Source organism: Massilia sp. Root133, from assembly GCF_001426525.1.
Classification (GTDB): Bacteria; Pseudomonadota; Gammaproteobacteria; order Burkholderiales; family Burkholderiaceae_D; genus Telluria; species Telluria orientalis.
The window spans coordinates 416,142-428,801 of record NZ_LMEW01000012.1 but is presented as its reverse complement, the minus strand read 5'-3'; the positions used below and the strand labels follow the sequence as shown (position 1 = coordinate 428,801).

At 66.7% G+C, this 12,660-nt stretch carries 17 protein-coding genes; 6 read left to right on the top strand and 11 right to left on the bottom strand.

Translation table 11 applies throughout. The features are described from left to right. Positions 1-16 precede the first annotated feature (16 nt). The 4 genes from ASD28_RS12635 to ASD28_RS12620 form a co-directional block, all read right to left on the bottom strand. The gene (locus ASD28_RS12635; protein ID WP_056127838.1) at positions 17-808 is read right to left on the bottom strand and encodes an ABC transporter substrate-binding protein; all 792 of its coding nucleotides are present in this window, start codon (positions 806-808) and stop codon (positions 17-19) included. Positions 809-892: 84 nt separating this feature from the next. Continuing rightward, positions 893-1,822, bottom strand: a complete 930-nt coding sequence (locus tag ASD28_RS12630; protein WP_056127835.1) for a hypothetical protein — start codon at positions 1,820-1,822, stop codon at positions 893-895. Between the two features lie 151 nt (positions 1,823-1,973). Further along, complete coding sequence (locus ASD28_RS12625; RefSeq protein WP_056128444.1) at positions 1,974-3,149, bottom strand: GGDEF domain-containing protein; 1,176 nt, start codon at positions 3,147-3,149, stop codon at positions 1,974-1,976. Positions 3,150-3,156: 7 nt separating this feature from the next. After that, positions 3,157-3,432, bottom strand: coding sequence for a hypothetical protein (locus tag ASD28_RS12620; protein WP_056127832.1), 276 nt, complete (start codon positions 3,430-3,432; stop codon positions 3,157-3,159). 77 nt (positions 3,433-3,509) lie between these two features. Between ASD28_RS12620 and ASD28_RS12615 the strand changes: the two genes are divergently transcribed. The 3 genes from ASD28_RS12615 (at position 3,510) to ASD28_RS12605 (ending at position 7,561) form a co-directional block, all read left to right on the top strand. Continuing rightward, positions 3,510-4,289 carry a fused MFS/spermidine synthase gene (locus ASD28_RS12615; protein ID WP_056127829.1) on the top strand — a complete coding sequence of 260 codons (780 nt, stop codon included), beginning with the start codon at positions 3,510-3,512 and terminating at the stop codon, positions 4,287-4,289. A gap of 94 nt (positions 4,290-4,383) precedes the next feature. Then, positions 4,384-7,215 (top strand): EAL domain-containing protein, encoded by a 2,832-nt coding sequence (locus ASD28_RS12610; RefSeq protein WP_056127827.1) that lies wholly within the window; start codon positions 4,384-4,386, stop codon positions 7,213-7,215. A gap of 127 nt (positions 7,216-7,342) precedes the next feature. Further along, positions 7,343-7,561, top strand: a complete 219-nt coding sequence (locus tag ASD28_RS12605; RefSeq protein ID WP_056127824.1) for a hypothetical protein — start codon at positions 7,343-7,345, stop codon at positions 7,559-7,561. On the opposite strand, the gene ASD28_RS12600 is transcribed toward ASD28_RS12605, so the two are convergent. After that, a complete protein-coding gene (locus ASD28_RS12600) occupies positions 7,558-7,923 on the bottom strand; it encodes a hypothetical protein (protein ID WP_056127822.1) in 366 nt (121 codons plus the stop codon). The genes ASD28_RS12605 and ASD28_RS12600 overlap by 4 nt on opposite strands. Positions 7,924-7,991: 68 nt before the next feature. After that, positions 7,992-8,129, bottom strand: coding sequence for a hypothetical protein (locus ASD28_RS32440; RefSeq protein WP_181158819.1), 138 nt, complete (start codon positions 8,127-8,129; stop codon positions 7,992-7,994). A 160-nt stretch (positions 8,130-8,289) separates the two neighbouring features. On the opposite strand from ASD28_RS32440, the gene ASD28_RS12595 reads away from it, so the two are divergent. Next, positions 8,290-8,496 carry a hypothetical protein gene (locus tag ASD28_RS12595; RefSeq protein ID WP_056127816.1) on the top strand — a complete coding sequence of 69 codons (207 nt, stop codon included), beginning with the start codon at positions 8,290-8,292 and terminating at the stop codon, positions 8,494-8,496. Between the two features lie 88 nt (positions 8,497-8,584). Here the strand turns inward: ASD28_RS12595 and ASD28_RS32435 are convergent, their stop codons facing one another. Further along, positions 8,585-8,746 carry a hypothetical protein gene (locus ASD28_RS32435; RefSeq protein WP_200949089.1) on the bottom strand — a complete coding sequence of 54 codons (162 nt, stop codon included), beginning with the start codon at positions 8,744-8,746 and terminating at the stop codon, positions 8,585-8,587. 22 nt (positions 8,747-8,768) lie between these two features. After that, entirely contained in the window at positions 8,769-8,948 is a 180-nt protein-coding gene (locus ASD28_RS12590) for a hypothetical protein (RefSeq protein ID WP_036234269.1), read from the bottom strand. Between the two features lie 106 nt (positions 8,949-9,054). Between ASD28_RS12590 and ASD28_RS12585 the strand changes: the two genes are divergently transcribed. Beyond that, entirely contained in the window at positions 9,055-9,948 is an 894-nt protein-coding gene (locus ASD28_RS12585) for an alpha/beta hydrolase (protein ID WP_056127814.1), read from the top strand. Between the two features lie 409 nt (positions 9,949-10,357). Here ASD28_RS12585 and ASD28_RS12580 read toward each other — a convergent pair whose 3' ends face one another. From ASD28_RS12580 to ASD28_RS12570, 3 genes are all read right to left on the bottom strand, one after another. Then, positions 10,358-10,624: a hypothetical protein gene (locus ASD28_RS12580; protein ID WP_056127812.1), complete on the bottom strand. Its 267-nt coding sequence runs from the start codon at positions 10,622-10,624 to the stop codon at positions 10,358-10,360. A 116-nt stretch (positions 10,625-10,740) separates the two neighbouring features. After that, entirely contained in the window at positions 10,741-10,989 is a 249-nt protein-coding gene (locus tag ASD28_RS12575) for a hypothetical protein (RefSeq protein ID WP_056127809.1), read from the bottom strand. A 270-nt stretch (positions 10,990-11,259) separates the two neighbouring features. Continuing rightward, complete coding sequence (locus ASD28_RS12570) at positions 11,260-11,559, bottom strand: 2Fe-2S iron-sulfur cluster-binding protein (RefSeq protein WP_200949087.1); 300 nt, start codon at positions 11,557-11,559, stop codon at positions 11,260-11,262. 105 nt (positions 11,560-11,664) lie between these two features. Here ASD28_RS12570 and ASD28_RS12565 point away from each other — a divergent pair, with 105 nt between their 5' ends. After that, on the top strand, positions 11,665-12,648 hold the full coding sequence (locus tag ASD28_RS12565; protein ID WP_056127805.1) for a L,D-transpeptidase: 984 nt from the start codon (positions 11,665-11,667) through the stop codon (positions 12,646-12,648). The last annotated feature ends 12 nt before the right edge of the window (positions 12,649-12,660 follow it).

Here is a 12,660-nt window from a genome sequence, read left to right as displayed (position 1 = left end):
GGTGGACGCCAGCGGATTAATGACCGCCTCCCGGATGGCCGGTCAGCTCGCGCTCGCGGCGGCGGTAGGCGGGGCTCGTGCGCACGTCCTCGATCGTCTTCCAGATGCGTTCCGCGAGGTCCGGCTGCTGCGCGACGAAGGCGTGCGACAGCAGCAGGTAGTACGGCTTTTCGATCAGCGGCACGGGCAGCATTTCGATCTGCGTGGCGTACGCCGACCGCATCAGCCGCATCGCGTCGCCGCCGCCGAGGGCCGCCGCCACGAGGCGGCCGGCCAGCATCTTCTGCACCAGTTCGTCGGCCTGCTGGCTGCCCTCGTCCACGGTCACGTTCCGGGCACGCAGGAAGTCACCGATGGAGTAGCCGAGCTGGAAGCCGATGCGGCCGTCCACGTTGGCGAAACGCTTGCCGTCCCAGTCGACCTTGCCGCCCTTGCGCCGCACCAGGACGTAGCGGTCGACGTGCATGCGCCGGGCCGGATCGGCCTCGCCATCGCCGCCTTTCACGCCGGGATAGGCGCCGAGCGCCAGGCGCTCGCGGCTGAAGCTGACGGCGAAGGCCCCGTTGACCTGGTTCGCCTTGACCTGCGCGAGACAGCGCTTCCACGGCATGCTCTGGTAATCGAGCGTGAGCCCGAGGCGCCGCGCCACTTCGGCCAGCAGTTCGAAATTCAGGCCGCCGCCGTCCAGGGTGCGCCACGGCAGCACTTCCTGGCGCTCGAAGCACAGCGACACGGTGCCCGCCGCGAACGACGGCGCGCCGGCGAGCAAACAGCAGGCGATCGATCCGTGGCGAAGGAAGCGCAGCATGGCTTGGGTAGGGCGGCAGCGGCAATAATGATTAAAAACAGACAACAGTATGCCAGACCTTGCCGACAAAACCTACGTGGACCGTCAAGCCGCCAGCGCGGCGCGGCCGTGGCGCAACTCGGCCAGCACGCCGGCGCGCAGCCCGGTCTTCGGCACCTCCAGCTCCTCGATCTCCAGCTCTTCCATGAGCCCCAGCAGGATGGCCAGCGCGGCCGTCACGTCGCGCAGGCGCAGGTGACCGAGGCCGGCCAGCGCTGCCCCGCCGCCGCCCTGGCCGAGCGCGCGTGCCGCGAGCGACTCGAGCCGGGTGCGCGTGATGGGACCGGCCAGGTCGTTGTCGGCCAGCAGCCGCGCCAGGGTGTGGATGGTGCCGGAGGCGCCGCACGCGCGGTCGCGGCGGCCGGGGCCGAACGCGGGCGTCTCGTCGCCCAGCTTGGCGCGGGTGGATGCGATCGCGGCCGCGAACGACACCGCGTCGATGCGTCCGCCGCTGAAGAACGTGAGGGCCAGGCGCGACGTGCCCAGGCCCAGCGACGCCACCTTCTGCACGTGGCGTCCGGTGCCCAGCGCGAGCTGCGTCGAGCCGCCGCCGATGCCCAGCACCAGCGTGCGCGTGTCCGGGTCGTGCGTCGCGCCGTCGGCCACGCCGAGATAGGTCAGGACGGCTTCCTGCTCGCCGGTCAGCACATGCACCGGATGGCCGAGCAGCTGCTGCGCGGCCGGCAGGAACAGGTGGCTGTTGCGGGCCATGCGCAGGGTCGACGTGGCGACCACGCGTACGGCGGCCAGCGCATGGTCGGACAGGCGCGCGCGGATCGTGCGCAGGCAGTCGAAGGCGCTGTCCATCGCCTCGGGGCTCAGGCAGCCCTGCGCGTCCAGCGCGGCGGCCAGGCGCAGCGGCGCATGGAAACTGTCGAGGGGCCGCAGCGCGCCGTCCTCGACGACGCCGACGAGCAGGCGGAAACTGTCCGAGCCAAGGACGAGTGCGGCGTGAATGGGAGGTGTGGTGCTCATGCAGACTCCGAAGTCGAAAACGGCGCCACGATAGCGGGGCTGGATGACGGATCGATGACAGGAGCATCGTTGATCACATTATCATAAGCCATGCGCGCCCAAGGCGCCATGGCGGACACGGGTGTTCGTACGCGCCCCGGCGCGGGGGCGTTCATTCTTCTTCCACCGGCGCCAGTACGGCTGCCGCCACTTCGACCCGGTTGCGCCCCGCCTTCTTGGCCACCCGCAACGCCTCGTCGGCGCGGGCCAGCAAGGTGACGGTGCTGTCGTCGGGGCGGATCGTCGTGACGCCGAAGCTGGCCGTCAATGAAATCATCGCCCGCTCGGTCTTGACGCGCTCCGCTTCGATCGCGGCGCGCATGCGCTCGGCGACCATCGCCGCATCGTCCAGGTTCGTGCGCGGCAGCAGGATCGCGAATTCCACGCCTACCAGGCGGCCCAGCAGGTCGCTGTCGCGCAACTGGCGCTTGCACGTATTGATCAGGTGCGCGAGCACGACGTCGCCGGCCGGGTGGCCGTAGCCGTCATTGATGCGTTTAAACTGGTCGAGGTCGAACACGACGAGGGCGGTCGGCTGGCCGGGACGGCGCGCCAGCGCCATCCATGGGGCCAGGGCCTGGAAGAAGCCGCGCCGGTTCGGCACGTCGGTGAGCGGGTCGTTGACTTCCAGGCGCGCCAGCTCGGCCTGTTCGCGCTCGCGGCCCAGCAGCAGCCAGCCGAAGCCGCCGACGAGGGCCAGCAGATACAGGGCGCCCGAGTGCAGCTGGCGCAGGATGTCGCTCGTCATCCAGCCCCAGCCCGCGGGCGCCAGCAGCACGAGCGCGCCGCGCGCGCCGACGACGACGGCCAGCGCGGTCGTCGCCAGCGCGAGGAAGCGCTGCAGCATCGATGCGGCCGCCCAGCCGCGCGCCAGCGCCGCCGCGAGCGACAAATAAAAGCCGCCGAGGACCAGCGACGCGGCCACGGCGCGCAGGCCGATCGGGTCGATCAGCCAGCACAGCAGGAAGGCGGCGACGGCCAGTCCCAGCGCGGGGAGCGTGGCGCGGCGCCAGCGCAGGCGGCCGGCGCGTTCCCACGCGGCGCCGGATTCCCAGGCCACGCCGGCGAACACGAGGACGTAGGCGATGGGCAGCGCGAGGCCTTCCGGCACGACGCCCGCCGCGCCGATGGCCAGCAGCAGCCAGCCGGCGCCCTGGTACAGGCGCGACCAGCCCCACGTCGGCACGGCCGGACGGCCGGCATGACCGGATTGTTCGAAGAAAAACAGGGTGGCGCACAAGGCCAGGTTGCCGAGTGCCAGTGCCAGGACCATCGTGGTGGCATCCATCGTCACCTCAGCATTCGTGCACGACTGCGGTCGTGCCGTCGCCGACGCGGCTGGACCAGGCACGCGTCCAGTACTCCCGTTCGGCCCCGGTGGGCGGTTCGTGCCAGAACACGATCAGGGTCCCTTTATGGTCGTGGATCTGGGTCAGCTTCTCGACGAAACCCGGGTTGCCGTCCACGTCCGCCAGCGCCATCGCATATCCATAGACGCGATCCAGGCGCTCGATGCGGTCCGGTTCGGTCTGGCTGTTGGTGGCGGTAATGGTCGGGTGGTCCAGGAACATGAGGTCTCCGCGTGGGCTGCAACGGCCAGCTTATCAGAAACCTATCGACCGCAACAAGTTCACCTATACTTGGCGGCATGCCTCACAACAGCCCCACCCCGCCGCTCGTACGTACGCACCGGGGCCGCCGGACACTCGAATTCGTCCCCGGCGACATCCAGAGCGAGATGCTGCTGGCCCGGCCCGACGCCCTCGTGCTGGCCTATTTGCGCGCCATGATGGGTTTTGTCCTGTTCGCGCCGTCTCCCATCCGCATCGTGATGGTCGGGCTCGGCGGCGGCTCGCTCGCCAAGTTCTGCCACCGCCATTTTCCCGACGCGCACATCACCGTCATCGAACTCCGCGCCGACGTGATCGCCCTGCGCGACGCCTTCCACGTGCCGCTCGACAGCGCGCGCTTCGCGGTCGTCCATGCCGACGCGGCCGAGTGGCTGGCCGCGCATCCCGGCTCGGCCGATGTACTTCTGGTCGATGGCTTCGACGCGCGCGGACTGCCGCCCAGGCTGGCCGACACGCCCTTTTATACGGACTGCCGACGCGCGCTGCGGCCCGGCGGCGTGCTCGTGGCCAACGTCTTCACGTACGATCCGCGCTACCCGGACGTGATGGACGCGCTGGATACCGTGTTCGCCGGCCACACCTGCTGGTTCGACAAGGTCGCGGGCAACAACCGCATCGTGTATGCGTTGCACGCCCCCGGGGATGCCGCCCTGCGCCGCATGACGGCGCTGCGGCGGCGGCGCGGGCTCGGCCTCGGATTATTGAATCGGCTAGCCATTCGATCCATCCTTGCCTGGATCGCATCGCGATCTGTTTTGGCCCTACCACACCTTCGCGCTACGCGGTCCCGCTTGTGACAATTTGTTTGCGGAAACTAGAGTTTCTGTGACAAACTGATGCCTCTTCATGCCTTAGGGCAAGCTCTCATCTTTCATGCATAGGGAACCCTGGATGTCGCGTCGTCGACTGCCGTTTTCGCTCACGCTCGCAGCAGGCCTCACGCTGGCCGGCGGCCTGGCCGCAACCGCGGTGCTGACGGTTGCCGTCAGCCGTCTCGAATACGACAACAAGGCGCTGGCCTTCGAACAGGGGACCGGTGTGCGCGTGGCCGCCCTGCGCCAGGGCATGGACGATGCAGTCGAAGTCCTGAACGTGACCAACCAGCTGTTCACGACCGTGCAGCCGGTCACGCGCGCGCAATTCCACGATTTCACGACGCCGCTGCTGCAGCGTAATCCGTACATCCGCGCCTTCAATTTCCACCGCGTCGTGGACGCCGCCGACCGCGCCGCGTTCGAAGCGGACCTGCGCCAGTTCCAGCCCGACCTCGTGGTGCGCGAGATGCGCGGCCGCGCGCGCGTGGCGGCGCCGGCGCGCGAACGCTACCACGTCGTCGACTATCTCGAACCCATGCAGGGTAACGAGGCGGCCCTCGGCCTGGACGTCAGCCAGAACCATCAGGTCATGGACGCCCTCGGGCGGGCGCAGGCGAGCGGCCGTGCCGCCCTCACCAGCCTGCTGCAGATCGCCCAGGCGCCCGGCGCCCCCAGTTTCGAAGTGCTGATGCCCGTGTACGCCCGCGGCGGCCGCCTGCTGGGCGACACCGCCGCCGTGGTCTCCGTGCCGACCCTTGCCAATGCCACGCTGGCCAGGGCCGGCCTGCTGGACGACCACAGCATCCAGTTGAAATTCTATGCCGGCGGCCGCGCCGATCCGGCCCACCTCGCCTATGCGAGCCGCGCCGTGACGTCGTCCGAAGCGCCCGTCCCGCTGATGTCGGGCGGCTACACGGGCCGCGCCTTGAACACCTTCACGGTCGGCGGCCAGTCGTGGACCGTGGAAGCCATCGCCGCGCCCAGCCCGTGGCTGGCCGACCATCTCGGCTCGACCCTGCTGCTGACCGGCGGCGTGCTGTCGACCCTGCTCCTGTGCGCCTTCGTGCAGGCGGCCGGCGAGCGCGCGCGCAAGGTGCAGGAACTGGTACGCGAGCGCACCGCCGACCTGAAGCTGACGAACCAGCGCCTGATCGACGACGTCCTCGCGCGCAAGCGCACGGAAAAAGCGCTGCAGGAAAGCGAGCAGCGCTTCCGCCAGCTCGTCGCCATGTCGTCCGACTGGTATTGGGAACAGGACGAGGAATTCCGTTTTACCCACGTCACCGGCGACTTCACGGAAAAATCCGGCATCGCCACCGAGCGCGTGCTCGGCCGCCGCCGCTGGGACTACGTGCCGGCGCTGACGGACACCGAGCTGGGCCGCGACCACGTCGCCACCCTGGAAGCGCACGAACCCTTCCGCAACCTCGAATACCGCGTCGTCGACGACAACGGCGAGGAGCGCTGGTTCTGCATCAACGGCCAGCCGACGTTCGACGAGACGGGCCGCTTCACCGGCTACCGCGGCACCGGCAGCGACATCACGGCGCGCAAGGTCACCGAGCAGCGCGTGCACCACGTGGCCCAGCACGACGTGCTGACGGGCCTGCCCAACCGCTCGCTGCTGCAGGACCGCCTGGGCCAGGCCGTCGCGTACGCCACCCGCAGCGGCCACCAGGTGTGGGTGATGCTGATCGACCTGGACCGCTTCAAGTACGTCAACGACAGCATGGGCCACAAGGCCGGCGACGTCCTGCTGATGACGGTCGCGGCGCGCCTGCGCTCGTCGCTGCGCGACACGGATACCGTCGCGCGCCTGTCCGGCGACGAATTCGTCGTGATCCTGTCCGAGCACCACGACCAGCCGCTCACGCCGGACATCGTGCAGCGCGTCATGGATTCCGTCGCGCAGCCCGTCATGCTGGGCACCAAGGAGTTCTTCGTCACCTGCAGCATCGGCGTGGCCGCGTTCCCGAGCGACGGCACGCCGTCCGAGAACCTGATCGAGCACGCGGACATCGCCATGTACCGCGCCAAGAAACTGGGCCGCAACAACTTCCAGTTCTATACGCCGGCCATGAACGAGGAATCGCTGGAGCGCGTGCGCATCGAGAGCGCGCTGCGCAATGCCCTCGAACGCAACGAATTCGTGCTGCACTACCAGCCGCAGGTCGACCTGCAGACGGGCCGCATCGTCGGCATGGAAGCGCTGATCCGCTGGAAGCATCCGGAACTGGGCATGGTGCCGCCGTCGCGCTTCATCGGCATCGCCGAGGACACGGGCCTGATCGTGCCGATCGGCGCCTGGGTGATGCGCACCGCGTGCGCCCAGAACAAGGCCTGGCACGATGCGGGCCTGGGCAAGCTGCGCGTGGCCGTGAACCTGTCGGCGCGCCAGTTCGGCGCGGCCGACCTGCTGCCGGGCATCGAGGCGGTGCTGGGCGACACCGGCCTGGATCCGTCCTGCCTCGAACTGGAACTGACGGAAAGCCTGTTCATGAGCGACGTCACGCCGGCCGTGGAATTGCTGCACCGCATGAAATCGCTGGGCGTGAACCTGTCGATCGACGATTTCGGCACGGGCTACTCCAGCTTCTCGTACCTGTCGCGCTTCCCGATCGACGTGCTGAAGATCGACCGCTCGTTCGTCAACGACATCACGCACGACGCCAACGATGCCGCCATCGTCGCCTCGATCATCGCGCTGGCGCACAACCTGCGCCTGTCCGTGATCGCCGAGGGTGTCGAAACGGCCGAACAGCTCGATTACCTGCGCCACCAGGGCTGCGACGAAATGCAGGGATATTACTTCTCGAAGCCGCTCCCGGCCCATGAATTCGAGCAATTGCTGCGCCAGCGGCGCGGCCTGACGGCCCCGGAAGACGAGCCGCAGACGGCCGCCGCCTGAAGAAATCTCGAATCCGCTTTAAGTTTGGATTACAAGTGCGATATTTCGTGCAATTTCCTGTGGCTTAATCAATATCGTTCTCATACAATACTCCGTGATTCTTTGGCAATACACTCACCGAGCATTGATGATGATGACTGAACTGAATATCGACACCGCCGCGGCCACCCTGGCGGAACGCAGGCCGCGCACCGACATGCGCACGCGCGACCTCGTCAACCAGGCCGTCGCGTCCGTTCCCACGCTGGGGCTGCAGCGCGCCGCGGAATTCCTCGCGGCGATGGGCGTGCCGGCGGAGATCGCGGTGCGGGCACTGGTGTACCCGAACCGCCGCCGGACGAATTAATTTTGCTGTGATGCGATGTCGGCCAGGGATTCGCGTCCCCGCGCCGTCAATTCGAACCCGCCCTCGGCCCGCGCCGCAATGTGCGACTTGCGGCTGAGGAACTGGACGACGTCGTCATCCACATTCGCCGCCGGGTCCGCCTCGAGCGCGCGCAGCGCCTGCACGCAGCGGCGCAGGAACAGCAGTTCCGTCCCCTGCGGCGTCAACGCCAGGTTCCCGTTCTTCGCATACTGGATCAGCTTCAGGCCCGACAGGCGCTTTGCGTTGCGCCCGACACAGGCATTGACGCGGTCGGTCTTCGCGCCGCGCCGGATGAATTCGAGCGCATCGTATTCGTCGCCCGTCAGTTTCAGATTCTTCATTACCACTTTCCAAGAGAACAAGCCCGCCATGGTAACGGCGACGGGCCGTCCCGGCAACCTGTCTGGCGTCAGCGCAACGCCCGCACGGCGGCCCAGACGAGGCCCGCACCCGCCAGCACACCCAGCGCCACGGCCGCGTGCATCTTGTGCGACCCCAGCAGCGGGCCGCGGCCCAGCGGAATCTTGTTGTACAAGGTGGTGCTCATGCTTTTCTCCTCCGAAAATCGTTGGCCTTCGCGCCTATTATTAAAAAGTTCCTGCAAGATATATGTGCGCCAGCGTACACAAGCGGCGATCCTATTGCGCGCCGGGGCCGGACGTGGACTGTTAGTATTGCGCCAACACGACAACGCAATGGAGCACACCATGAGAACCGACATTCCGAAACCGGATCCGGGCGCCGACGCCCCGCCGAACATGCACGAAGCGGACATCGGCAGCGGGGAGCGCTCGCCCGGCCAGCATGAAACGGACGAGATGATCCGCGACATTCCCAAGCGCGGCAGCGACGAGGGAAATAAACGGGACGCCGGCCAGGCCGGCAGCCAGCAATCGACGTCGAACAAGACCTGAACCTCGGGCCTGAACCTCGGGCCTGACCCTCTCGTGACAAAGGATGGGGCGACGCGACGGTCCGCCCCATCCTTTCCCCTTCACCTACTCATTCCGCCTTGATGGGCGGTTCCGGCGCGTCCGGCTCCTTCACCGGTGCGCGCGCCGGCGCCGGCACGTCGTCCGGATCCGGACTCGGCTGGGGCGGCGGCAGTTCCGGGTCGGGCGTCGTGGGGTCCGGCGTGGAATGTGCGTATTCCGGCAAACTCATCGATTTTCTCCGGCGTACAGGCTCAACGGCCTTCTTTCTGCTTGGCGCCGCCGCCCGCACCTTTGCCCTTGCCGGCCTTCACGGTCGACATATGGTCGTGGCTGCTTTTCTCCTTGACCCCCGCCTTCTGTTTCTGGACGTCCTCCTCGGACTGGTTACCGGACTGCTTGTTCTGGCTACCTGTGGATTTCGATTGGGTCATGATGATCTCCCTATGGTTGCGGTTGACGTTGTGTGCAGCCTAGCATGGAAGATCGCGGCGGGTTTTCAATCGTGCGGGCCGCATCCGCTTTGCTATAGTCGAGCCCATGACACGCCTCGCCGCCCTCGCCCTCACTCTCGCCATGACCTCTACCGTGCACGCCGCCCCGATGACGCTGGACGACTACCTGGCCCTGTCCGGCCCCGCGCCCGCCGCCACCCTGCGCTACGGCGCCGCGCCGTCGCAGTACGCCGAACTGTTCCTGCCGTCCGGCACGGGGCCGTTCCCCGTGGCCGTGCTCGTGCACGGCGGCTGCTGGACGAAGGAATTCGGCGGCATCACGCAGCTGCGCAACATGGCGGGGGCGCTGGCGGCGCGCGGCATCGCCGTGTGGAACGTGGAATACCGCCGCGTCGACGAGGCCGGCGGCGGCTACCCGGGCACCTACCAGGACATGAACGCGGCCCTCGACCTGCTCGCGCGCACCGCCAGGGAACATCCGCTCGACCTCGGCCGCCTCGTGGCCGTCGGGCACTCGGCCGGCGGCCAGCTCGTGCAATGGCTGGCGGCGCGGCCCCGCATCCCCGCGTCGAGCCCGCTGTACCGCAAGGACATCGTGCCGGTGCGCCAGGTCGTCAGCCTGGGTGGCCTGGCCGATCTGCGGCGCGAGGCCGCGCTGCTGAAGACGAGTTGCGGCCGCGAGACCGTCGAACTGGCCGGCACGCCGAGCGCGGACCGGCCGGACGTGTTTTCCGACACGAACGCAGGCGACCTGATGCCGAACGGCAGCCATACGATCCTCGTCACCGGCGAGCTGGACACGATCTCGCCCCCGCGCGTCGCGCACGACTTCGCGGCCCGCGCCCGTGCGGCCGGCGACGGCGCCGAGGTCGTGATCCTGCCGGGCGCCAGCCATTACGACGAGGTGGCGGCGACGTCGAGCGCATGGCCGCGCGTGCTGCGGGCGATCGAGTCGGCGCTGGGCCTGGACGCGCGTTGACGGGGCTTGGAGCGCCTGACAAAGCTTCTCCAAGTCGCTTTAAGAGATGAGTGAGCGGGCGGGCTAGATGGCCGTCATCTTAACGCTCGGACTTCTGCGCTCTTGCTCCGCGCAGGCCGACGACAACTGCTTAGGGCGCGCTCAACTTCAACCGTTTCAATACTTCGAGAACAATTTCGGGGTCTGGCGCCATGCTTGTGCAACGACACTTACGGGGACATAAGACACAACGGACCTGGTTGCCCGCCTCGGACGCTGGCGAGATGCCCAGAATTTACGATCTGGTCGATGGCTTGTTCGACGGATGTTTTGGCTGCGCATTCAATCGGTCGACGCAACTCAACGTACGGCCGTTCTGCACTTGATTAACTGAGGTATTGTGGAGCGTGCTACTGATTTGCTATCTCATTTATGCGGACAAGCCTTTTTGCAACAACTGTGTAACGAGTTCATTCAATTCGACGCCGCGCTCTTTGCTCAAAGTCTGCAACTGCTTGACTAGGTCGCTGTTGAGCTTGACGGCAAACGGCACCAGACCCAGCGCGCGCTCACGTTCGCGTTGTTCGCGACGGTCGGGCATAGCTGCCGACGCTCCTACACCGTACGTTGCGCCTTTCGCACTCATTTGATTCATCAGTTTCTTCGCGTCGCTTTTTGCCAGGTCTGTCTTTTTCATTGCTTGCCTTTGATTTGAGTAGATTGAGGCCGCATTTTACTCGCGAAAGGAGCGGGACAATGCGGCACCTACACCGATGTGACTGCAACGTCCGTTTCTGGCCGATCTACATGCGGCTACTGGCCCACACAAATAACTTTAGTTTCATACTGTTGGGCATTTTCTTTTTTCTTTGCGGCCCACGTGACCACTTCCTGAGCTTCAGCGGATGTCATGACAGTTGCTTTCTCTTTATTCTTAATAAATGACACGCCCTCGAACTTGCCTTCCTTGCTACGCATGACTCTGGCAAAAACGGGCGCCGCCTTACCGTCGTCAGTGCGCTTGTTTTGCTGGACGAGGTAACGCTGGTCGATTGTTTCCATGATAAGACTCCATACTTGCAGACGAAATCAGCATTCTACGGCGCGTGAAGCGCCACCAGGAAAACATGGCGGGAGCAATGATCATTCTTGCCAGGATGACGCCGGTTGCTGAACGTCAGGACCCAACCGAAAGCGTACCTATTCGCGGCTTTCGCCGCTCTCAGGTTTTCGATGCGCTTCCGTGGGTATGATCCTGCCTGTAACGCACCCCACAAGCGGGGTCGTGAGGTTGTTGCCACCGAAGCAAGTCAGCGGCTATGCCACGGGCTCTTACTCGGGAAACACGATCTTCTTCGCCAGCCGCTGGTCGACCACGAGATCTTCCTGCGCGACGGCAACGCACGGCAGGATATAGCCCTCGCGTTTTTCGTCGAGGGACAACCCCGGCCATTCCACGAGATAGCGCACCTTGCCGCCCGCGAGGCGGCAGATGCATGTGCGGCACGTGCCGTTGCGGCAGGAACTGGGCAGGTCGATGCCGGCCCGTTCGGCGGCGTGCAGCACCGTCGTCTCCGTGTCGGTGTCGAAGGACCAGCCGGACGGCTGCAGGGTGATGGTCAACATGGTCATGCGGCGGATTGTACCGCCGGCCTGACAGGCTTGGGTTCGTTCCCGCACAGAGCCCCGTCTTGCGCGGCACTAACCTGAAGCCAACGCAATTTCAGGCAGGACACCATGTTGAAAACGACCCGCATCCCCCTTTTGATCGCCCTGCTGGCCGGCCTCGCCGGTCCGGCGGGCGCCGCGCAACCGCAGGCGCAGCCGGCCGCCGCTACGCCGGCCGCGCAGCCCGCTCCGGCCGCCGCACGGGCGGCCGAGTTCGAGCGCCTGCTGCGCGCCCAGGTGCTGCTCGACCGCGCCCACTTCTCGCCCGGCGAAATCGACGGCGCCTACGGCTCCAACATGCGCCAGGCGCTGGCCGGCTTCCAGAAGGCGCGCGGTCTCGATCCGACCGGCAAGCTCGACGACGCCACGTGGAACGCGCTGAACACCGACCAGACGCCGACCCTGCTGACCTACACGCTGGCTGACACCGACGTCGCGGGCCCGTTCCAGCGCGTGCCGGACGACATGATGGAAAAGGCCAAGCTGCCCACGCTCGGCTACGCCACGCCGGCGGAAGGTCTCGGCGAGAAATTCCACGCGAGCCCGGCGCTGCTGGAAAAGCTCAACCCCGGCAAGGACCTGGGCCGCGCCGGCGAGCAGATCGTCGTGCCGAACGTCGTCGGCACCCCGGCGCTGGCGCCGGCCGCGCGCGTCGTCGTGTCGAAGGAAGGCCGCATCCTGCAGCTGCAGGACGCGGCGGGGACCGTGCTGGCCCAGTATCCCGTGTCGAGCGGCAGCGAACACGATCCTCTGCCGATCGGCGACTGGAAGATCGAAGGCGTGCACCGCAACCCCACGTACCACTACAACCCGAAACTGTTCTGGGACGCCAAGCCGGGCGACAAGAAAACGACGGTCGCGGCGGGTCCCAACAACCCGGTCGGCGTCGTGTGGATCGACCTGACCAAGCCGCATTACGGCATCCACGGCACGCCGGTGCCGGCCTCGGTGGGCAAGAGCGAATCGCACGGCTGCATCCGCTTGACGAACTGGAGCGCATCGGAAGTGGCGGGGCTCGTCCAGGCGGGCACGGAGGTCGTACTGCAAGACTAAAACGAAGCAAAG